Below are 21,332 nucleotides of genomic sequence, written 5' to 3'. Positions count from 1 at the left end.
TCATAATTCCCTCCCTTATATATGTTTATCGGTATAAACAAAGGAGAGTTTATTGCTAATTCACAGAATTTCTTCTCCACTACCATGGATCTCGCAAAAATCTTTATGAACCCTACTAATTAATGCCGAATAACCTTGCCCCTGATCTAAAAGATGCTCCAAAAGGAACTTACTTATAAGCTCATTTAGGCAAGTATGAATTTCACAGGTTCTTTGTTTTAAAGTCTCTCCTTCCTCATAAAGGGGCAGATCGCTAAATGACATATGTGTAGCCTTTCGTATTTTTAGAAAAGATTTATGTCCCTTCCAATTCTGAAAAAGCGCCTCTTGTCCTTTGATGAAATCATTTGCCAGTTTCTCCTGTAATATATTACTTAAGGATTTTAAGGTCGAGGCCTTTTGCCTTAATACAAGAAGCGGCACAGTATTGTTCTTCTCTTCATTCTCAATATATAAGTGCATGCTTGCATCTAATAAAATAGCAGCTTTAATTCTATCGTCTTCCATAGTTAAATCTAATGCAGTAGCACCGCCGATGGAATGGCCGATAATACCAATCTTATTCATATCAAATAAGCCCATCACATCTTTATCCATAGAATTAAGCGTGGACAGGTGATCCAGAACGTATTGGATATCTTTTTTTCGAATGGAAATTAAGTTATGTAAATCGGTATAATCCGCAGCTTTTATTTGCCTCATGGCTTCGGATTGATTAATAAATTCTCCACTAGGGCAAACAGTAAACATAGCTTCGTACGCAGCACTGACCGTTACCACTATGAAACCTTGCTTGGCCAGCGCTTCTATATTATAAATATACATATCTCTATCTAAACCTAATGCAGGTGAGTAGATGATGACTGGATAGGAGCGTTTGGATTTGCTTTGAAAGGTCCGATCGCTGATTGAGGTAGATAATGTATTTATGATTTCCATGTTCATGCCAATATCTTGTAGAAGCTCTCTCGCCTGTTGTTCACAGGGCCCGAAAAGCTCCATATATTTCATTGCAGATGCGTTTTTATTTAATACACCCTCTGTATCCGGATAATAAATACTTATAACTATTTTCCTTCCCTCTGACTCTTCTTGGAACGTTTCCGTGCGTGTGTAATCCTTCAATAATTCAACTTTTCGAAAAATTCCCATTGCCCCACCCCATCCTTCCTAATATTCTATATTTTAATTGATTTTCCCATTTACTGAAATGCAATCTCCTTAATGTCCATAATTATGTCGATTACAATGAATGGAATGAAGCTGTATGAACGGTTATAATACCTAAGTGCATAAGAAATCTCTAAAAACTTCAGGGATGTGGAAAATTTAATGGTGAATAATTCAGCATATACACTTTATTTACGTGAGGATTGGAAAAAACTAAGCGATTTCACCGCTATCCAATTATCAGAAGAAGAACTTATGGAAGTCCAAAGTATTAATGAAAAAATCTCCAGCGAGGATGTTAACGAAGTCTATCTTCCTCTGTCCAATTTACTAAATCTGCAACTTCTATCTGCTCATAAATTTAATGAGTCTATAAATCACTTTCTGAACAATGATCTAAAAAAAGGTCCATTTATCATAGGTATCGCGGGAAGTGTCGCTGTTGGTAAAAGCACTACGGCCAGACTCCTACAAAAACTCCTCTCACAATTACCTTCCCATCCAAAAGTGGATTTAGTTACGACTGATGGTTTTCTACATCCCAACGCAGAGCTGGAAAAGCGCGGTATAATGACGAAAAAGGGCTTTCCTGAAAGCTACGACACGCGTAGTTTAATTTCTTTTTTAACGGATGTGAAGTCTGGGGTGCCGCGGGTCCAAAGCCCTGTATACTCTCACTTAACTTATGATATTGTGCCAGATGAATATATTACGATTGAGAATCCGGATATTCTAATTGTTGAGGGCTTAAATGTTCTTCAGACTGCGATTACAAATAATCATAATATGCCTAACTATTTTGTATCTGATTTCTTTGATTTTTCTATTTATGTGGATGCTGATGTGAACGATATCGAGACATGGTACATTGATCGGTTTATTAAGCTCAGAGATACTGCCTTCCAAGATGAACAATCTTATTTCAAAAAATATGCACAGCTGTCTCTAGAGGAATCTATTGAAATTTCAAAGCGGATCTGGAAAGAAATAAACTACGTTAATTTGCAGCAAAATATTCTGCCCACCCGAAATCGTGCGGATCTTATAATGCATAAGGACAACAATCATCACGTAGATCAAATTAAGCTGCGAAAATAAAGATTGAAGTCCTTAGCCGACCAAGTTGCTGAGATTCAGCACTTGGTTTTTTGGTGTTCACATGAAATTGGGTGAATATTCTGGGTTTAATGTCTCTGTCCTCTGATCAAGGCGAACGTATACTGTGGTACATTCGTACACAAACGTGAAGAGAGGATAAATCAAATGATCGATATCGCCTTGGCTTTTCAAGATAAGGATGGGAAATATGCTGAACATGCCGGAGTCGTTCTAGCGTCAATTTTTCATCATACGAGTTCCCCAATTCATATTCATATTTTACATGATGTTTCTTTAAGTGAAACTAATAAGCGCAGGCTTAGCGCATTAACTACAAAACATAATCATACCCTTAGCTTTTATTCAATCACTATGCCTGATGATCTAACTCAGGTGCTAGCCAATGTTAACTCCATTAATGTATGGACGCAGGCATGTATGTATCGATTGCTTCTTCCTGCACTAATACCCGTGGACAAAATCATCTATCTGGACTGCGATGTATTAGTGAATATGGACATTACTGAATTATGGCAGGTTGAACTGAATGACAAGTATTTGGCTGCAATTTGGGACCAGGGAATTAGAGAGGTTGCTCATATTGTGAGCGCTAAGGGATTAAATCCTGATCTTTATTTTAATTCCGGAGTGATTTTATTTTCTTTGCATAATATCCGCCAGAATACCAACTGGTACGAAGAAATGCTAACCTTCCTACGTACCTTTCCTGATGTCACCATGCCAGATCAGGATGTTCTGAATGCAGTTTTTGGTGGGAATTACCTCCCCCTTGATATCCGTTTTAATTCGTTCAACACAAACATTCCGGACCATGATTTCACTAACAAAATCATCCATTTTGCCGGAGATGATAAATGCTGGAATAAAGATTCCGCGGGTTCATCCCTATATCAGCAATTCCTAAAGCTAACCCCTTGGAGAATCACCAGAGCCAAAACCAGACGAAGAAAACGGAAAAGCAGCCCTTTAAAACCACACCTCACCCGAAAAAGAAACAAGCAGAAAATAAAAATTGTTCAGTTGAACTTAACCCCTATTCTTTTAGCCGATTTAAAACAAATTAGACCGATTAGACCGATTAGAAAAAGCCCCATTTGATATGGGGCGGCATTTCTTTAGTTCACTTTCGTAAAAAACCATTTCTGAGCATCACTCCCGTTATCCGTCCACTGCTGAACTGCTGCACCATCGGCTGTTGATGCTCCGGATACATCCATGGCTAATCCGCTCACTTTTGAAATAAGCTTATAATAGCCCCCTCCAACATCAATAATGCTCCATCGCTGAGCGTTGGTACCATTGTCATCCCATTGCTGCAGCTGTACACCGCTCGCGGTTGATGAGTTCGGCACATCCAACACTTTTCCACTATGCACCGCCGTAAGCTTGTAATAACCGTCGCCTGTACTCTCCACTTTAAATTTCTGATTATTGGCAGTGTAATTGGTCCATTGCTGCATTTTCGCCCCGCTTGCTGTGGATACATCTACTACGTCCAGAACCTTACCACTAGCCTTGTCAGCTAAAGTGTAAATCCCACCACTAACAATGCTTGAGGTAGGCGCAGCCTGATACACACGTACGTAATCAACCAGCATTTGAGCTGGGAAAGCAGTTGAAGCATTTGGACTTCCCGGCCAATTTCCACCCACGGCAAGGTTTAGCAGGATGAAGAAAGGTTTCTGGAACTCCTCCGTATTTCCGGTTCCGTTCTCAATATAAAAAGCATTAAATGGGTTGCCGTCTACAAACCATCTTATATAATTCGCATCCCATTCCACGCTGTACACATGGTACTGTGAGAAATCGAGGTTACCAGACACCTGACCGTACTCGGCATGCCCATTGGCATCCCAATGTACCGTCCCGTTAACAAAAGCATTATTGTTCACACGCTCCATAATGTCCGTTTCCCCAGATTTCGGCCAACCCACTGAATCAATATTCGCCCCAAGCATCCAAAATGCTGGCCAGAGTCCCTGTCCTGAAGGCAATTTGATTCTAGCTTCGATTTTTCCGTAGGTGAAGCTTTTGAGTCCCTGTGTTTTGATCCGTGCAGAGGTATAATTCATCCCCCCATACGACTCCTTTTGTGCAGTAATCACTAAATTCCCACCCGTTACCTGCAGGTTCTGCGGACGACTGGTATAATACTGAAGCTCATTGTTTCCCCAACCCCCGCTACCCGTACCTATTTCCGCCGACCAATTATTAGTGTTCAGAGAATTTCCATCAAATTCATCGCTCCATGCCAAATTCCAGCTTGATGCCGCGCTTGAACTCCCTGTAGGTACCCAAGCAATTAAGAGGGTGAACAGCAGAAATAGACTTAACATTTTTCCTTTTCGTAACATCGTCTTTTCCTCCTACTGATTTCATTGCGCGGCGCGCTCGCACATTTGAAACCGGTTTCGAATAATGGATAAAACAAAACGTTATCCCATAAACAGCTATAACAGCCAGAGTCAGGTTAACGCCTCGCTTCATTTGATGTGTACGTCTTTTCTAAACGCAATATGCCAACATTTCGATTAAAGGGACCATTTTCCATAGTTCTGCATGCTTAATGTCCAGGTTTTCTCTGCGTCTTTTACCGTCGCCATACTCTCTGAGAGCGTCCATGCGATACCAACATACTGGTCCTCTTGATCGTCAAGGAATGATTTCCAATGTTGTCCCCCGTCTATCGTTATATATAACAATGTATGTTCATTTTCAGCGGGCCGAGTAATTAAGATTCCTTGATCCTTCGTAAGAAAGAGGGGAGGATAAGCATAGATTTGCGAGTTTACTAACTCATCCGGCACTGTGACTGTCTGTTCACTCCAGGTAACTCCACCATCCATTGTTTTATATAAACCAACCTTTCCCTGCCATGGAGCATTCGTTGTAATCCAGCCTTCTTTTTCGTTAACAAAAGTAAGTCCCGATTTCACCCCGCTAGGAAGAGTACTTCCTGCTTGTAAGCTATCCCCAATCTCCTTCCAAGTCTCTCCCCCATCACTAGTTGTATAAAGCTCCATATCTTCACGTGACATTCCTTGAAAATGATAGACTGTTTTCCAACCTATATTTTTGTTGAGGAACACAGTATCTTCTCTGCGGTTATCTGAAGGATCAGGAGAAGGAGAAGTTTCCTGATTAGAAGTTGGATGAGGGATTGGAGTGGAATTGGAACAACCAGATGCTATCACTGCAGCAATTAGTAGTATTGAAACTAGATATTTCATCTTGTTACCACGCCTTCGTTTATTTATCTAAAAAAGTATAGTGTGCTGTACATATAGCTTGGTCCGTAAACGTATTCAGTAAATGAAATTTTATCCTAAACTATCTGAAAAGTATTTACAGTTTCTTTATATAATCCAGGAACACCAAGGCCTATCGGACCGAGGAGACGTTATTGGTTCATTTTCAAGAGAATTCTTCTGTTAACGGACTGAGATGCAACTATTTGGCTAATCCTCCTACTTTTATAGGCAATAAACAGACAATAAGGGCTATACGGTCCGCGAGTTCGGTAAATGGAGCTAAAAAGCAAAGATAAGCGCTATACAGTCCGTAGATGATGTGAACGAAACCTTCAAGCAGCAGGTTATCAGCTTAAAGCTATCAGCTCAAAGTAGATATGAATGAATTCATCAAGCAAGGATCTACTCTTTGAATGTCAAAAGAAAAAGAAACGGCATTTCTGCCGTTTCTTTGGGTTATGGATGGTCAGGGCTCAGAGCCTGTTTTACTCCAATCCATGTTCTTTGCGGATGTTATACATGCCTTGAACAAGCAGTTCGGATGGATCCCGGTTCAATTGCAAATGAGTCAGCAACAGATGAAGCGGGAATGCGCATACGTTATTCCCATCGGTGATCGCTGGAAATCCAGCCTCGAAGACTGGTCCCAATTTCTCGTTCCAAGCTAGCCCGACATGCACTTTTTCTGGAGCAAATTCTTGGGTAATTTCCTCAATACAAAGCGGAACTAACACATTATCAATAATCCCTTTTGCTTCTTCTTCACTTGCTGGTGGTTTTGGAAGTGTTTTGCCTCCCTCAATTTTCATCAGCTCAACGAAGAATGAGGCCATCCATGCTGCCGGATCCTTACCCGACTGGAATCTTGCAATTAACTCGCGCAGAAAAAATCCGCAGGAATACACCTGATCTAATTCAGTTTTCACGTGAAAAACAAAAACAGGGCCGTAGGCTTCCATGTTCAATACTTGTCCTTCAACATCTTTAAAGTGTACTCTCAACGCTACAAGGCCGTTATGGTGAACAGCCTTTAGCAGCTGCGCCATATCCTCTTCAGACATTTCTGTATTATCATTTACTTCCTCATTCTCATTTGTTATTTCATTTTCATTAGTCGTCTCATTGTTCATTTTATAATTCCCTCCCATACCTATCATACCATCTAGCGAATTGAAGGAACACTTTATAATAGAACAATTTCTACCAGATTGCAGAGAAAACAAAAAAAACGGCAGCTTTGCCGTTTCTCTGTTCGTCTCGCTGGAGCTTAAAAGCTAGGTCATATCCCTTACTTTCTTCACTATTTTTCCAGTTAATTGATTAATATCGCCCTCATTTAACTTATAAGCTGAGGTATCTTTACGTGCAGGTTTGTGATCTGCTGATATCAGATCTGCGATATGCTGCTCGATGAATACAACAGGGTCTGCTCCAGTTCTTTTTCTAAGCTCCCCTGGCACCTTCGGATTTGGACCGTCAGCTCCACCATTGATTGAAAGGTAACCATACTTTTGCGGATTTTTCTTCAAGTACTCTAAATAGGCACGGAGCGGTGTGGCCACTTTCCCCATCCAAACCGGTCCAAAAAATAGGATAATATCATATTTTCCTATTTGCTCAGGCTTCGGTTGAACCAACGGTATCCTGTCAAAAATCATATCAAAGGTAATCCTACCGAGTGTTCGGGGTTTAGCTTCCGAGATTCGGATATATTCAGCCGACAACGCTTTCGCCACACTCCTTGCTAATGCTTCATTATTACCTGTGAATGAATACGAAATGACTGCAATGTTCATATAAATTCTCCTTAAAATGAATTATTTCGTCTCCGCCTGCAGTAGGGCATTTTCGAGTGCCTTAAGATGTGTTTTAGAGGTAAGCGTTGCCCCGCTGATAACGTCCACCTGAAGAGACTGCGATTCAATCACATGACCAAACAAATCACCAATGCTTAGCCCACCCTTCAGTTCAGCAGGGTTCCCTGTTTTGTCCAAGGCACCTTTGAGTATTTTGATATCTGACAGCCGTCCAGCAGATATTGTGGCCTTCACCTTGGTATCTCTGGAATGATCTTTGATGCCAACGTATTCCCCCACATAGCTGCCCTCCCGCAGTTTCTGTATATCTATGGCGTTGATAGAAAGCTGCTGAACTTCATGCCTTCCCGGAGCAGATAAGAGAATACCACCTATCCAACCTATGACTGTAATCCCGCATAGAATGCTGAGAACAATAATCCATTTATTGAATTTTCGCTTTTTTCCTCTTCTCTTACTCACCTGCTTGCCTCCTTCCTTTTGATTTAAAATTTGAATGAATATTTTATAATTCATTCATTTCACTAAAAAAAAAACTGCACCATAAGTGTATTAGGGGCAGTCTGTCAAACCCTTCATAATTAGTTCCAGCATATTGTCCAAAAGTTGTGGAAAATACTCCAGCCCGATTTCTTCCTTGTGGGTTTCCACATTAATCATTGCGCCGAAGATCATCATAATCATTTTACTATCCATATCGCTGCGCATTTTACCATCGGCTTGCCACTGCTTAATGATTTCATGGAAGCTATCATACAAGAAGTCGTTTACCTGAATGTTGGTTTCTTCCCGGTACAACTGTTCGATTTTTGCGAAAACACTTTTGTTATACCATTCCTTAAGAATGGGGTTGGCTATCATACCTTCCAAATTAAGCACCATCATCTGCCGTATTAGTGCTAATGGGCTTTGGCTCATATCGAGCGATTGCATACAGCTTTTTTTGAGCTTTTCGTTTTCCTCTAAAAAAATATCCATAAAAAGCTTTTCCTTGGAGGGATAATAGTTGTAAAAACTTCCTACAGCTATTCCAGCCATTGTGGTAATGCCAGAAACATTCGTGTCTTTAAAGCCTTTATTGCTAAATAGCTCTTTCGCACATTCGTATATCTTTGTTTTTTTGTCTTCCACTTTTCGTCTCTCCGTGAATGAATAATTATTTTTTCATTCATATCATAGTGTTAACAGCATAATATGTCAATGCACAAATAGATCACCAAAAGCATCAACATCCTTAGCCGAACCAATGCCGCTGTTATATTCCACCCAGCCCTTACGCCCCTCACCATCATTGTCATTGACCAATAACGAAAATTTCAGCTTCATTCCTGGCTTCACCTGTACATCGTCGGATTTTAGTTCACGCCAGGGAATGGCTAGTTCGTAGCTGGTTTTTGAATCTTTACGTTCCACGGCATACTGTAATTCTATAGCATCACCCAAATTAAACCCCTTTGGTGCCAACCAGCACCATTTGAGTAATTCGCCCGTATCTCCGCGAGCCACACCGAGTTCATGGTACTCAGAAGGCACCGTTCCATCCCCGTTGGCAATGCCAATTCCAATCTGCATGCTGTCCCCACTCCAGACGGCATCTCCTGATGCTGACTGTGCATGATAATCATCGATAACTTCTACCCCAAGGTAAAGATTGTCGGCATCCCATGCTAAGGAACCCTTGGCGCTGAGATCCTGCTCTCCTTGCCAGCCCATGATTTTGACATCCTTCACATCAAAGGGAGCTTGATTCCCCCAGTCCGACAAGTTGCCATCGATTTGGACAGGCGGACTGAGTTTCGGCAACAGAAGCACGTTAAAAGAATCAACTGTCGATTGCAATAAGGTACCTATATCATTAAAAACTTTAAGCGACCGCTGGCCTCTTGCCAGCTCAGGAATCTCAAGACGAACGCTCTTACCCGGCTCCAGATTTTCCACAGTCGAAGCATAAGTACCTCGGGTAGATCGTCCCGTCTCATAATCAGCTTCCACTGAACCGCTGAAATTGCTTGTAGACTGATTAGTAACATCCATGTAGGTTTTTATCTCCTTAGTAGACTCCTCATAAAAAGTCTCGTAATACACTGCCAGCGGATCGATTACGTTGATATTCACAGTGAAGCTTGATGCCACTGTAGGATCTGCACCCCGAGAGACGAACAGCGAATCGTTTCCGCGCACCAAGCTTTCCGGAACCTGTATCCGCAGCGAACCTTCGTCTTCTCCACTAAGCAGCCATCCCTCTGGCAAATCGATATTAACCGGCTCCTTCGATGCGCTGCGATAAGCTTCAGGCAGCTTAATATCAAAAGCAGAACCAGAAGCAACCGTGATCCCCGAATTTTCCGGAAGACTCGCAAGGTCCGAACTGTTCATGACATTCCACAGAAAATGTGCTGTTGTCTCCATAATTTCATCGATGTATTTTTCATTTTTATAATCATGTCCGACTCCCTCCATCGTGAGCAGATTATGGTAAATACCTTTCTCTTTCAATTGAGCGGCTAGGTCAACACTATGCTGGTACGGCACCATTTTATCTATCGTTCCATGAATAATTAGGACAGGCGGCAGCTTGTTGTCAGCACTTCTTGTCAGTTCACCACCATAAATATCTATAATGGAAAATACAGACTTAACCAGGGAGGGATCTTTTGCTAAGGATAGATTCACAAAGTTCATGGCCAGATGACCTCCTGCTGAATCTCCGCCAATAACTATACGTTCCTTGTTCAATCCATAAGTCTCCGCATGCTGATTAATCCATTTGATCACATCATTTATATCCTCATTAGCATCATTAAGTGTGCGAGTAAAATTGAAAAACGGATCTTTTTTTAGCCTATAATCAATAGTGAGAACAGCATACCCCCGTTTCGCCAGGCCTTCGGAAAAATCTGCTGCATCAGACTTATCCCCTCCGGTATAACCTCCGCCATGAATAAAAATAAATACTGGCCTCTGCTTGGTTTCATCTCCAATGGGCTGGTACAAATCGAGCTTCAGCGGTTCTTCAGCATCCGTCTCGTTTTTCTTACTTGCATACAAAATATCGTGTTTCACTGTAACTTTATATGCGGGATCCAAGTACTGCACCGGAGTTTCTCTGTTATTTACAGTAACGTTAGCCATTGTTGTGTTAGTATCAACAGTACTCGTAGGCAGCACTTCCTGCACTTGCTTCTCCGAGGCGCTGTTATTTTCCCGGTGATTCAGCAGCAACCATGAACCTAATACAATAAACAGAATAAGAACAACATAAATAGGCCTTCGCTTCATTAGGACAACCTCCCAGAATGATTTTGAAACCAAAAAAGTAACGTGATGCCAATAACATCATTCTAGAATTCAAGATAGCGTTTAACAATTATGTATTCCTTCGTGAATTAGGTTTAATATTACGTACTTATAATAAAAAAAGAGGACATCCATAGGTTGGAGTGCCCTCTTATTGCGCAAGAATTAGAAAAATTCTGTCTATTCATTCTAATCTTTGCCAAAATGCTTAATTACAACATTATTAAAAATCGCGGTGCCACCTTCAGAAAACAAGGTAATGCCTTGATCATTTATTTCCGGGAAGATTTCATTAGAAAATACAATTTCACCATCATCTATAAAAACTTCAATACTTGTTCTATCCACAAGGATCTTCAGATGCACTTTTTTCTTGTTCACATCAAAGGGGGCCTTGCTTTCAAGATATCTGTCACTCTCATCAGGTTGTCCAGTGAAGGCTCTATTAACATAAGAATATTGTCCTTCAACAAACACTCCTACGTCCACGTGGCGCGTCTTATCTGCGGATTCACGAAGTCTTAAGCCTACATTGGTACTCTCTGACCAAGATAGATCTGCATCGAGCTGGTAATTTTCGCCTGTGATATCAAGTGTTGACGAGCCGTTCACTTTTATTTGTTGCAAGGAATCCGTTGAAGTTACCATTTGATCTAATGCTTCGATGGGCTGTGATACTAACTGATACGACTGCTCTTCATCTCGTGTTAATTTTATTTGACGCACGATTGAATCCATTCCGTTAAAACCTTCGTTAAGATTGGGGGTAACATGAGGGTAATCCCAATTATTCATCCAGGCCAAAGCATATCGATGATTGTATTGATCCTTGTCCTTTCCTTCTTCAAAAGTCACAGCACCATACCAATCAAATCCATAATCTAGCCACTGTGGTTCATGATAATCCGTGATAAATTCATTCCCATTAAAATCTCCAGTCCAGTAGGCATACGTGTTGGGTTTACCTATCGACTTACCATTTGCACTGACCCCAAGAACCCATTTATAAGTGCCATCATTCGCCCGCATCATATAGAAGTCAGGACACTCCACAATTCCGATATTTTCTGTTTCGAAGCCGCTTGTGTAGTGCCAATCCTTTAAATTGTCAGACTCGTAAAAGCCCACTTTCGTACCTTCGGCTAGCGTCATCACCCATTTATGAGAATGTTGATCCCATATTACTTTCGGGTCTCTAAAATCTTCCGTGCCCGGATTTGGCAAAATAGGATCATCACTATAAGATTTAAACGTCAGCCCACGATCCGTACTGAACCATAAATATTGTTCTTGCTTCCCCGTCTCTGCAGAGGGCTGTGTTAAAATCGCCACAATAGCCCCTTCGCCAAAACCTGCTGTATTGCTATCGTCAACAACAACAGATCCTGACCAGGGATCACCATTGGGTGTTGTATATTTTGGAATCGCAACGCCTTCATCTGTCCAGCTCACCAAATCCGTTGATGTGGCATGTCTCCATTCTGTACCATTTCCATCCGGGTAATCAGCATTATAGAGATAATAGTAATGATATTTACCATCAAAATAAATGGGTTTCTGCGGATCGTTTTTCCAATGCTCAGGTACAGTGAAATGATAGCTAGCCCGAGTGGTAGGTTTATGATCAGGAACGTCGGTCCCCGGCTTCTTCTTCTCTCCAGCGTCATAAGTTACTAATACTATCGTCACAAAACAAATTAAACAAAGGATTAATATAGTGATTCCTATCATTTTTTTCTTATTCAAAATATACCTCGCTTTTTTCACATTGCTAATCTTAGCTTATAAAAAGAAAAGTAAACGCCAACTACATTGGCATTTACTTTGTAAATGATTAATACGGTTTGTTACCTTTAAGCGTCAATTGCCCTTGTTCCAAAATGCTGTTCGGTACAACTGAAGTCTTGGAGCCTTTAATATTCAGCACAAAGCTTGGGGCAAAAGTGGAATGATGATCCCCAAAGTAACCTCTATTCGTCATGTAACTTGTGATGACTACATTATTCCCTTTCGCTTGCGGAATCGCAAAGTGAGCATAAGTCCAGGTAATATCATAAGGATTAAGATCTTGATGGAGGACAAGTCCTGTACCATTTAATGGTTTATACGGTCCGGTTAAAGAATTAGATACGTACCCGAGCATATAGATGTCTTCATCATCAATGCCATCAATGAACATTTTAGAACCTCTTGAGCTTGTGAACAGATACCACTTGCCATTCAATTTAAATATGTTCGCACGTTCAATTTCATCTGTCACGGTGTTGGAGGCAAGTAGCGGCTTCATTTCTTTTTTGAATGTATAATCATTATTTAATTCAATGATACCGAGCGCACCATTCGCAGTTTCCGCAGATGTTTTGTCAGCACTGCTTAGTAATTTCTTTTTCTCCGCTTGGAAGAAGGCATTGCTATTACCATAATAAGCTTTGTTAAAGAGAGCTTCTTCACCCTGGTAACCCGTAGTTGTCCCTGTATTTGCTTCAAACACAAGATACTTGTGGCCTTTATCCTCCACATAGTGAGGATCTCTTAAGGTATGATTATCGTCGTAATCGCCTTTGCTAAAACCGGTGATATCAACACTTTGATAAATTTCACCTTGATTACCGTCATAGATGGATTTCATATCTTCTACGCCATCAATCTTAAGGGTATCCCCATCCGGGGCAGAGACATTAATTTGAGCTGTAGTTAAAGTTTGTTTCCCGTAAAATCCGCGATCTGGATCCCAAGGATGACGATTAGTGTAAAACAAGCGAACTTTGCCATCAGATGTCATGGTTGCTGAACCGGACCATTCTTCGGCTTGATTGTTTAAAACATAATCATCAGGAACAAGTTTGTCACTATCCTTAAACACTCTGCCGGCATTCTTCCAGCTGCTGATAGAGTTGTCTCCTTCTTTCTTATAGAACAAATAAATAAATGTGTCTGATCCATTATTAGGGTCGCCTGCCAGACCAAAAACAATTTGATACCCCTTATAACTGGCCACAGTTCCATCTGCATTTTGCAGCGGCCAAGTATCCCAAACATCCATTTCAATTTTGTTTCCATTCTCATCGAACTTAACGGCTGCAGGAATGTTCTCAATCGTTGAAGCATCAAATTTTGGGATTTGGAATTGTTTACTATTTTGTTGTTTGGGTAATTTCAACATGTCAGCGCGAGTGATATGAGAGAAACCATAGTCATTGTACTCCGGCTTGTTCGGCTTGTTATTTCCTTTCGCAAAGGTTTGAGTAGCTCCACCTAACATTAAAGCAGCTGTAAAGGTTAGGATTGTTGTTTGTTTAATCATTTTCTTGAAATTCATCATCTAACTCCTCTTATACTTTAAATTTGGGTTTCGATCTTCCTTTGTGCTGTTCCCCTTTTAAATTCTAATGAAGAGTAGACGTTATGAGTATGTCGTGAATTGATGCATTTACAGGGTTATATTGATTTGGTTTTATTACTTCACATGGGTATCCCACGATTTTTGAAGTTCTTGAAGCAATTGATCCCGATTAATTTGCTCTCCTACATAAGCTTGCATAAGATAGCCAAACTCCTCTCTTGCTCTGGGAGGGAATTTGAACCAATTCCAAGATAAAGTTTTCTGTTCATCGACGTATCGCATAAGATCTTTTACAAGCGCTCCCGAACGGTCCGTCTCTATATTTTTAAAAGCTGAAATAAAATGAAAGCGATCCTTCATGAACTTTTTCCCTGTTTCCGAGGAAACCATCCAGTTCAAAAACTTTTTGGCTTCCTTCTTCTTTTCTGGCGAAGATTCTTTATTAACAGCCCAATTATTAGATACCCCTACTGGCAACGCATTGTTTTCGGCACTATCATTAATAGGCATGGGTAAAAAACCGATATTCATATTCGGCGATATTTGATCAATTTTAGACTGAACCCAATTCCCTTGTTTTAGAATCGCCGTTCTCCCTGTTGCAAATAACTCAACTTCCGAATTATAATCTGTTGTCAAAAAATTTTCATTACCATATTGTACGGTCAAATCCAGCATCCGAATGACATCTTTAACTTCCTTATTCTCTCGAAAAGATTGTGTTCCGTTGTTTAACCCTTGAATAAAAGCATCCGGGTCCTCCTGTTGTGCAATAGCAATATTCAACAGGAGGACAAAAAACCAATGATCGGAATACCCAACAGAAAAAGGAGTCACACCTATAGCCTTCAGCTTTTTCGCCGCCTCTTTTAATTCCGTAAACGTTGTTGGGAGAGGAGTAATCCCAGCCTTTGCGAATAAATCCTTATTATAAATAAAACCGTAGCCTTCAAAATTGATCGGCATCCCGTATATTTTCCCGTCCATCTTCATCGGTTCTAGCGCCTCGTCGTAAGCCTGTTCCACCCAAGGTTGATCTGATAAATCCTCAAGATATCTACTCCATGCCTTCGCTTCTTCATAACCGCCATTTGGAAAAATATCCGGACCAACATTGGCCGCAAACCTCGCCTTTAGCTCATCAAGGTAGTTAGCTCCTCCGCCAAAGGTTAGAATTTCCACGTTAATATTCGGGTTTTCCTTTTCATATTCCTTAACCATCTGCTCGAATTCTATAGAAATTTCCACTTTAGGATTCAGTACCTCCAAAGTGACTGTCTTATCCGCTACCTTCAAATCCGCTTCCTTCAGTGGACGTGTATGCGCACCACATGAAGAAAGCGTTAGCGTAATCAACCCCACGATAATCATTTGAACCCTTTTTATTTTCATAATTCCCCCAGATGCATTCAACAATGAACTTATGTATTGGCTATCCTGACTTCCGAGTCTATTCCTCTTGCTCCCTGTGAATTACGATATTCAGCAGGCGTCATACCGACGTTTTTTTTGAATAGCTTAGAGAAATAAATCTCATCTTGATACCCTAGCTTTAAGGCAATCGAGTACATCTTTTCATCCGATTCTAGTAACCACTGTTTCGCTTGATTTATTCGTAAATGAATGACGTAGTTAGTAAGAGTCATCCCTACTTCTTGCTTAAATCTCCGCGAGATATGTTCTCGGCTCAGAAAAAAACGGGTGGATAATTTGTCCAAACTTAGCTCTTCCATATAATACTCATCAACAAATGCGACAATATCATTCATACGCCTAACATCATCTAAATCCGCCAAACGATGGATTGCTCTAAAATTTTGTTCAGCCATAGACCTTTGTGCAGATTGAAAAGATAACGATATCTCTGCGAGCGATTGGATGGAGGGGCCACTAACCAAACGAACAGGTATATCAAAATGCTGGGTAATCCATTCCTCTATCGGGAAAAACTGTCCATGAAGGGACAGAATCACACAGACATTAGGATCATTTTCAAGTGTAAATGCATTTCCCCACTCCCGTGTAGCCAGTTCTTCGGTCAAAAGCTGAATGTATGGCTCCGAATAATGAGATTGGTAAAAATACATCATGGTGAAGTCGTATACGTCTGCCTGTGGGAGAGCCGAGGCAATTTCGCCTGCATCAAAAGCTTCACCGTTACAAGCAGCAGTAATCTCCCTGTTTAAGCGAAACATTTTTACCTCTTCATAAAATCCGGACTCCATATTGCGACGTTCTCCCTCTTCTTGTTCCCAGGCTCTCAACGCCCCTTCTAAAGTTTCATTCAGCATTTTCTCTTCAATTGGCTTCATCAAATAATCAAAGCATCCCAGCTTAAACGCTTTACGCATAAAACAATAATCGTCAAACCCTGAAATCATAATCACTTTTCCCGGGTAGTCTTTAGCAGCCAACCACTCGATTAACTCCATCCCGCTATTTTTGGGCATTTTGACATCTGTCATTATGATCTCTGGAGATTTCTGCTCAATTAACGCCTTAGCCTCGAGACCATTTCTGGCTTCCAGCACTTCGGTAATCCCGTATTGTTCCCACCGTCCCAAAAAACGGATGATTTTTCTAACATTAGACTCATCATCTACAATAAGAGCTTTCATAAACGTTACTTCTCCTTTAGGTAGAGTGGAATTACTAGCCGTACAGTGAACCCTTGTCCCTGCATCGAATCTAGTTTGATTCCCGCTGTCTGATCGAAATGAAGAACCAAGCGATCATGAATGTTTTTTAACCCGATATGTGCAAAAGAAGGATTGCCTTCGTTAACCGATGTGTAGAGATTATTTTTTAATGCCTCAAGTTCATCATCCGTCACGCTGTTTCCGTTATTTTCTACGACTAGATTCAAATATTCACCTTGTATTTCACCATAAATATGGATGTAAGCTTGTTCATAGCCCTCGTCATAACAGTGCTTAAAAAAGTTCTCAACGAGCGGCTGCAAGATCATACTAGGAACCGGAATATCAAGAATATCTTTAGGTACATCAATGGAATAGCTAAAATCAGTCTGAAAACGTTCCGCTTGAAGATTCAAATAAGCCTGGACATAATCCACTTCGCTTTGAACCGTCGCCTTCTGATCCACACGAATCGAGTACCGCATCATTTTGGATAAAGAGGTAATCAGTTGATATACTTTTGGAGATTCAGAGAGTAGGGCAACAGCAGCAATGGATTGTAAAGAATTAAATAAAAAGTGCGGATTGATTTGCGACTTTAGCGCCCTATGCTGATTTTTCCTGTTCTCTATCTCAAGCTTATACTCCCGGTCAATATGACGGTTGATCCGATTCATCATCTCCTTGATATGTCTTTCTAGAATACCGATTTCGTCCTCCCGCATATCGTCGAATGGGGCATTCATATTCCTCCCCTCGATACGCTGGACTTTTTGACTAAGCAGTTTTATCGGCCGTGTAAATCCATAAGAAATGATTGTTATCATTATCAAGCCCAGTCCACCTACAACCACACCTACGATGATGTTTGTATAGGCAGTTTTCCTTACATCTTCAAATAAAAAAGAGCTCGGGGTTACCTTAGCAAAATGCCACTCTTTTATCGGTTCCTGCAATGTTCTAGTAAACACAATATCTCCTTCTGGAGAATTAGCAGCTGCCTGTGCTGGACTTATTTTCCTTTGCAGTTCATCGGGAACGGTTTTGCCTATCCATGTTTCATCACTTGCGTAAATGACATGATTCTCCGCATCGGAAAGCCATACGCTCTCTTTATTTTTCTGTAGAAAATGATTAGCGATATGAGCAATCTTGTCCAAATCAATATCTATAGTGATGACGCCCAGAAATTCCTGTGTTAGGACATCCACAATTTTGTGATGAACCGTCAAGACCATCGTTTTATCCGAAGGAGGCATAATGGAGGTATCGTTATAGTTCTCAATCGGATGCGGAGCTTCAATAAGATCATTGCTATTAGAGCTCATCAGCTTCTGAATGGAAGCTTGCTGTAATAAATCCGGATTCCTTTTACGGGAACTTAACATGGCATTATAAACTGTAAATGAGCTTTTCCCTTCGTTTATGAATAGACGGACCTGACGAATTTCACTCCTCATGAGATAGAAGTTAGTCATACCCTTATTAATTTCAAGCTGCTTGTAATAAAAATCTTCTTCTAACCCTTCTTCAAACACCCTGAATAAGTCTGGATTTCGGTATAAAATATATGGAAGATTAATGATTTCATCAAAATATTGCTCTAGATCGGCTGACGCCTGCTGAATTTGCTCTTGGCTGTTCTCAAGTTCATGTCGTTCCACATTCTCTTTCGTCTGCCGATAGATCAACAACACGGATAAAAAATACGGTAGAATTATAAACACAAGCAGCAAGAATAATAAGCGCTTATGAATGCTTTTCAAATAAATACTCCTCTGTAAAAATTTCGGTTTTCAGCAAAAAATCTAATATCAGGTTTTATATTTTCACAAATATCCAACACAAAATCAAAATACTTGTTGCTGAGCAACAAGTATTTTTGCCGGATCAATATATGACAAACGCCAGTCGTTTATTACCCAAATTATATCCATATGAAACAACCGTAAAGAAATTTCCGCAAATTAATCAGCTATTTGAAAATTGAAATAATTACCTGCACAATGGGTTTCCAAAGATGTGGATATTCTTGCTGAATTAACTTTCTTACCTCCTCCCCCTTGATGTCGTTGAAATTATTATCTTGAGTAATAAAGGTATAAGCACCTTTTACGGTATCCCCTATAGCTATATGCCCGCTTGCATACCCACCCATTGCAATATGGGAAGCGATAGAGAGACCACCCAAGGAGAACATACCTACAGCTAAACCTCCAACAGCAAATATTCCCAATGCTATTCCACCAACGGCCATTGTACCCGCCGCAATGCCCCCAACGGCTAACAAAAGCCCTAGAGCCAGACCTGCGAAACTGATGAGTCCTAGAGCAAGCGCACCTAAACATAATCCGCCCAAAGCAACAATACCAATGGATACCGCACCAATCGCAACATTACCTATGGCAATAACCCCTTTGGCAACGTATAGCCCCCGTCCGATATGGATATGAACCAGAGGAATTCCAAAGCATGTTCTCTTACTTTTGTACTCATAATGAAACAAGGAATTCAGATCTACATATACGGGGCTTGCGACATGCTCTGCTCTGGTATCGCTTGAAGCATCCTTCACCAGATGATCCAAACTTACGTGAAATAATTCACTTAAACTAATCATCTTATCCATTTCGGGATAGGATTGACCTGATTCCCACTTAGACACGGCTTGCCGCGAAACACCAATCACCTCCGCCAAGTTCTCCTGGGACATTCCTCTCTGTTTCCTATAGCTTTGCAATTTATTTGCAAAGTCCATTCCCCATCACCTCATGCTCATCATATTATAACGTTCTGTAATTGACTACCTATCTCCCCTTACATACTGTCAACCACTGGTTGCACAGCTGATTTTGCGGGCTTTTATCCTCATTAAACGTTCTTGATTTCCCATTCTCCCTGTTTCCGGGCAAGATGATAGCGTATAATATACGATATAGAATATTCATCAGAGGAGACTATAAAACCATGAAATTGAGTATGAATTGGATTACGCTTCGGGTCCGCGATCTGGAGGCTTCCCTTCATTTTTATAACCGGATACTGGGGCTACCCATTGAGCGTAGATTTGAGAGCAGTGGAAAACAGATCGTCATGTTAGGTCTGGAGGGGCAACCCAAGATCGAGCTTATTCAGGGAAGTGACCCGGCTTTGAAGCCGGAATGTGGCGTTTCTGTGGGTTTCGAAGTGGAGTCACTTGATGAAGCGATGGAGAGTTTAAAAAGCCAAGGTATCCCAGTAGCGCGCGGACCAATCGCACCCAATCCCCACCTGCGGTTCTTTTATATCCTGGACCCGGACGGGTTTGAGGTGCAGTTAGCGGAGCATAACTAACGTTTATCAAGCGTTATTACCTCAAAAAGAAATAGACCGCCCTAACCAAAGGTAGCGGTCTATTCTGCCGTAAGCCTAACCCCCACTCTTAAAACAAGGATTTATTCAACAGCTTTAGTTGATCTTTTTTCAGTGAAAAAGTAAACCAAAGCCAATAGCGGCAGGATCACTCCGATGAGTGAGGCGAAGGTCCATCCCCCATAGGCATAAGCCCAACCACCCAAAGATGATCCAACGGCTCCACCCACGAAGAAAATCGCCATAAAGATCCCATTAAGACGTCCCCTCGCTTCACTTCCCAATGAATAAATCACACGCTGTCCGAGTACAAGATTTCCGGATACGGCCATATCCAATGTAATCGCGGAAATAAAGAGCAGGATGAGAGCAAAAGTTGAGTGGCTATGGAAAAGATGAATTAGTAAAAAAGACAAGGTGGCAATGATCATGGCCAGCCCGGTTAACCATTTGCTCCAACCTTTATCTGCCAGTCTTCCAGCAATCGGCGCGGCTACAGCCCCACCAACACCTACTAAAGCAAACCATGCGATACCTTGCTGCGACATTCCAAAATCATCCGCCAACCGCAACGGAACCACCGTCCAAAAGAGACTAAAAGCTCCAAATAAACAAGCTTGATATAAGGCACGTCGGCGCAATATAGGCGTTTGTTTTAAAAGGGTGCCTAAAGAGACAATTAATTTACTATAGCTTACCGAAGGTGCAGGTTTACGTTCAGGAAGAAATCGCGACAGCAGAATGGCTAACAACGTGATGACGACCGCTGAAAAAATAAACACGGCTTGCCATCCCCAGATGCTGGTGATAAAGCTTGCCACGGGCCGGGCAAACATAATACCAAGTAAGAGTCCACTCATAACATTACCAACCACACGCCCACGCTGCTCTTCAGACGCTAAATAGGTGGCATAAGGCACCAGGATTTGAGCTACCACAGAACCGGTTCCTATAAACAAAGATGCTGTCAGGAACAAAGGCGCATTAGCTGCGAAAGCTGCAACCAGCAATGCACCCACTGCAACCATTAACGTGATTATCGTGAGACGCCGATTCTCAACAATGTCACTCAGCGGCACGATAAATAACAAACCTACAACATAACCGATTTGAGTTAAAGTGACGATCAAGCCTGCGGCTGTAGAAGAAAGTCCTGTCGAGACACTGATAGGTCCGACAAGGGTTTGAGCATAATAAAGATTGGCCACGATAAGCCCGCATGCCGCTGCTAACATAAACATCATCCAACTTGATATGTGGTTCTCTTTCGCCGCTTGTTCTTTTTGCATGTGAATCCTCCTCAGATGGTCATAATAATTTAAATACTATACGTTCAGTTCACTAA

18 protein-coding genes are annotated in these 21,332 nt (G+C 41.2%); 3 read left to right on the top strand and 15 right to left on the bottom strand.

Translation table 11 applies throughout. The features are described 5' to 3' along the window. Positions 1–60: 60 nt before the first annotated feature. A complete protein-coding gene (locus NSQ55_RS09495; RefSeq protein WP_339172809.1) occupies positions 61–1,152 on the bottom strand; it encodes a hypothetical protein in 1,092 nt (363 codons plus the stop codon). Positions 1,153–1,332: 180 nt separating this feature from the next. On the opposite strand from NSQ55_RS09495, the gene coaA reads away from it, so the two are divergent. Further along, a complete protein-coding gene (gene coaA / locus NSQ55_RS09490) occupies positions 1,333–2,268 on the top strand; it encodes a type I pantothenate kinase (RefSeq protein ID WP_076124954.1) in 936 nt (311 codons plus the stop codon). Between the two features lie 165 nt (positions 2,269–2,433). Beyond that, positions 2,434–3,387: a glycosyltransferase family 8 protein gene (locus NSQ55_RS09485; RefSeq protein ID WP_076184303.1), complete on the top strand. Its 954-nt coding sequence runs from the start codon at positions 2,434–2,436 to the stop codon at positions 3,385–3,387. Between the two features lie 17 nt (positions 3,388–3,404). Here the strand turns inward: NSQ55_RS09485 and NSQ55_RS09480 are convergent, their stop codons facing one another. The 13 genes from NSQ55_RS09480 to NSQ55_RS09420 form a co-directional block, all read right to left on the bottom strand. Beyond that, complete coding sequence (locus tag NSQ55_RS09480) at positions 3,405–4,643, bottom strand: RICIN domain-containing protein (RefSeq protein ID WP_036679228.1); 1,239 nt, start codon at positions 4,641–4,643, stop codon at positions 3,405–3,407. Between the two features lie 177 nt (positions 4,644–4,820). Next, entirely contained in the window at positions 4,821–5,519 is a 699-nt protein-coding gene (locus NSQ55_RS09475) for a hypothetical protein (protein ID WP_339172805.1), read from the bottom strand. 506 nt (positions 5,520–6,025) lie between these two features. Next, positions 6,026–6,670, bottom strand: a complete 645-nt coding sequence (locus NSQ55_RS09470) for a hypothetical protein (RefSeq protein WP_076107537.1) — start codon at positions 6,668–6,670, stop codon at positions 6,026–6,028. A 144-nt stretch (positions 6,671–6,814) separates the two neighbouring features. After that, entirely contained in the window at positions 6,815–7,336 is a 522-nt protein-coding gene (locus NSQ55_RS09465) for a hypothetical protein (RefSeq protein ID WP_076184300.1), read from the bottom strand. Positions 7,337–7,357: 21 nt separating this feature from the next. Then, on the bottom strand, positions 7,358–7,819 hold the full coding sequence (locus tag NSQ55_RS09460) for an FMN-binding protein (RefSeq protein WP_339172801.1): 462 nt from the start codon (positions 7,817–7,819) through the stop codon (positions 7,358–7,360). Between the two features lie 90 nt (positions 7,820–7,909). Further along, entirely contained in the window at positions 7,910–8,488 is a 579-nt protein-coding gene (locus NSQ55_RS09455; RefSeq protein WP_076124944.1) for a TetR/AcrR family transcriptional regulator, read from the bottom strand. A gap of 66 nt (positions 8,489–8,554) precedes the next feature. Next, positions 8,555–10,636, bottom strand: coding sequence for a prolyl oligopeptidase family serine peptidase (locus NSQ55_RS09450; protein ID WP_339172797.1), 2,082 nt, complete (start codon positions 10,634–10,636; stop codon positions 8,555–8,557). 207 nt (positions 10,637–10,843) lie between these two features. Beyond that, a complete protein-coding gene (locus NSQ55_RS09445) occupies positions 10,844–12,400 on the bottom strand; it encodes a glycoside hydrolase family 32 protein (protein WP_339172793.1) in 1,557 nt (518 codons plus the stop codon). Positions 12,401–12,488: 88 nt separating this feature from the next. Then, positions 12,489–13,973 (bottom strand): glycoside hydrolase family 68 protein, encoded by a 1,485-nt coding sequence (locus NSQ55_RS09440; protein WP_339174461.1) that lies wholly within the window; start codon positions 13,971–13,973, stop codon positions 12,489–12,491. Between the two features lie 138 nt (positions 13,974–14,111). Beyond that, entirely contained in the window at positions 14,112–15,389 is a 1,278-nt protein-coding gene (locus NSQ55_RS09435; protein WP_339172790.1) for an ABC transporter substrate-binding protein, read from the bottom strand. Between the two features lie 29 nt (positions 15,390–15,418). Beyond that, positions 15,419–16,615, bottom strand: a complete 1,197-nt coding sequence (locus NSQ55_RS09430) for a helix-turn-helix domain-containing protein (RefSeq protein ID WP_339172786.1) — start codon at positions 16,613–16,615, stop codon at positions 15,419–15,421. A gap of 5 nt (positions 16,616–16,620) precedes the next feature. Next, positions 16,621–18,402 carry a sensor histidine kinase gene (locus NSQ55_RS09425; protein WP_076184294.1) on the bottom strand — a complete coding sequence of 594 codons (1,782 nt, stop codon included), beginning with the start codon at positions 18,400–18,402 and terminating at the stop codon, positions 16,621–16,623. A 209-nt stretch (positions 18,403–18,611) separates the two neighbouring features. Beyond that, entirely contained in the window at positions 18,612–19,394 is a 783-nt protein-coding gene (locus NSQ55_RS09420) for a helix-turn-helix transcriptional regulator (RefSeq protein WP_076184293.1), read from the bottom strand. Between the two features lie 209 nt (positions 19,395–19,603). Here NSQ55_RS09420 and NSQ55_RS09415 point away from each other — a divergent pair, with 209 nt between their 5' ends. Then, positions 19,604–19,969, top strand: coding sequence for a VOC family protein (locus NSQ55_RS09415; RefSeq protein ID WP_051491055.1), 366 nt, complete (start codon positions 19,604–19,606; stop codon positions 19,967–19,969). 101 nt (positions 19,970–20,070) lie between these two features. Here NSQ55_RS09415 and NSQ55_RS09410 read toward each other — a convergent pair whose 3' ends face one another. Further along, positions 20,071–21,276 (bottom strand): MFS transporter, encoded by a 1,206-nt coding sequence (locus NSQ55_RS09410; protein WP_076184292.1) that lies wholly within the window; start codon positions 21,274–21,276, stop codon positions 20,071–20,073. Positions 21,277–21,332 lie beyond the last annotated feature (56 nt).

The sequence above is a fragment of the Paenibacillus sp. FSL H7-0943 genome (genome assembly GCF_037963265.1).
Classification (GTDB): Bacteria; Bacillota; Bacilli; order Paenibacillales; family Paenibacillaceae; genus Paenibacillus_AQ; species Paenibacillus_AQ odorifer.
Note: the sequence above shows the minus strand (reverse complement) of the source record. Positions and strands in the feature narration are given on the sequence as shown.